Genomic DNA, 1,380 nt, shown 5'->3' on the forward strand with positions numbered 1-1,380 from the left:
GGTGGCCACCAGCGAGCCGCTGGCACAGGAATGGCTGCGCGACCTGCAGCACCTGACCCGCCTGCGCATCGAACTGGCGGTGGTCAATCCGCTCGACCTGCACCGTTACACCATGGAGTTCTTCGGCGTCACCCGCTCGGTGCGCGGTGCCCGTGGCGACGTGCGTGGCGAGGCCAACACCACCCTGCCCAGCTTCGAGCAGCTGGTCGAACTGGGCCGTACCGGCGACGTCAATGCCGACGACCAGCACATCGTGCACATCGTCGACTGGCTGCTGCAGTACGCCTACGAACAGCGCGCGTCGGACATCCACTTGGAGCCACGCCGCGAAATGGGCCGCATGCGCTTCCGCATCGACGGCGTGCTGCACAAGGTGTTCGAGGTGCCGCCGGCGGTGATGACCGCCGTGGTCAGCCGCATCAAGGTGCTGGGACGCATGGATCTGGCCGAGCGCCGGCGCCCGCAGGATGGCCGCATCAAGACCCGCTCGCCTGGCGGCCGGGAAGTGGAAATGCGCCTGTCGACCATGCCGACCGCCTTCGGCGAGAAGTGCGTGATGCGCATCTTCGACCCGGAAGCGGCCTTCAAGAGCATCGACCAGCTCGGCTTCAGTCCGCAGGAAGCGGCCGGCTGGACCGCCCTGGTCGAGCGCCCGCACGGCATCGTGCTGGTCACCGGCCCGACCGGTTCGGGCAAGACCACCACCCTGTATTCCACCCTGAAGCGGCTGGCCACGCCGGACGTCAACGTGTGCACGGTGGAAGACCCGATCGAGATGATCGCGCCGGAATTCAACCAGATGCAGGTGCAGACCAACATCGACCTGGACTTCGCCAGCGGTGTGCGCACCCTGCTGCGGCAGGACCCGGACATCATCATGATCGGCGAGATCCGCGACCTGGAAACCGCGCAGATGGCGGTGCAGGCCTCGCTGACCGGCCACCTGGTGCTGTCCACCCTGCACACCAACGATGCGCCCTCGGCCATCACCCGCCTGCTCGACCTGGGCGTGCCGCATTACCTGCTGTCATCCACCGTCAACGGCATCCTCGCCCAGCGCCTGGTGCGCACGCTGTGCCCGCACTGCAAGCAGCCGCACACCCTCGGCAGGGCCGATTGGGCGGTGCTGGCTGATAGCGAAGCTGCATATCCAGATGCCGCCACGCCCTGTCGGCCGGTCGGTTGCCTGGAGTGCCGGCGCACCGGATTCCTCGGCCGCATCGGCCTGTATGAGTTGCTGCCATTGGGCTCGCGCCTGCGCGGACTGATCCGTGCGGACATGGATCTGGCCGGTTTCAACCGTGCCGCGCGTGCTGAAGGAGTGCGAACCCTGCGCCAGGCCGGGCTTGAAAAGGTGGCACAGGGGCTGACTACAATCGA

General features: G+C 67.2%; 1 protein-coding gene. It reads left to right on the forward strand.

Annotated elements, in window-relative coordinates:
* Positions 1-1,380 (forward strand): GspE/PulE family protein (locus tag DBR20_RS15850; RefSeq protein WP_108266834.1); only part of this gene is annotated, 1,380 nt, incomplete at both ends.

The sequence above is a fragment of the Stenotrophomonas sp. HMWF023 genome, assembly GCF_003060985.1.
Lineage (GTDB): Bacteria > Pseudomonadota > Gammaproteobacteria > Xanthomonadales > Xanthomonadaceae > Stenotrophomonas > Stenotrophomonas lactitubi.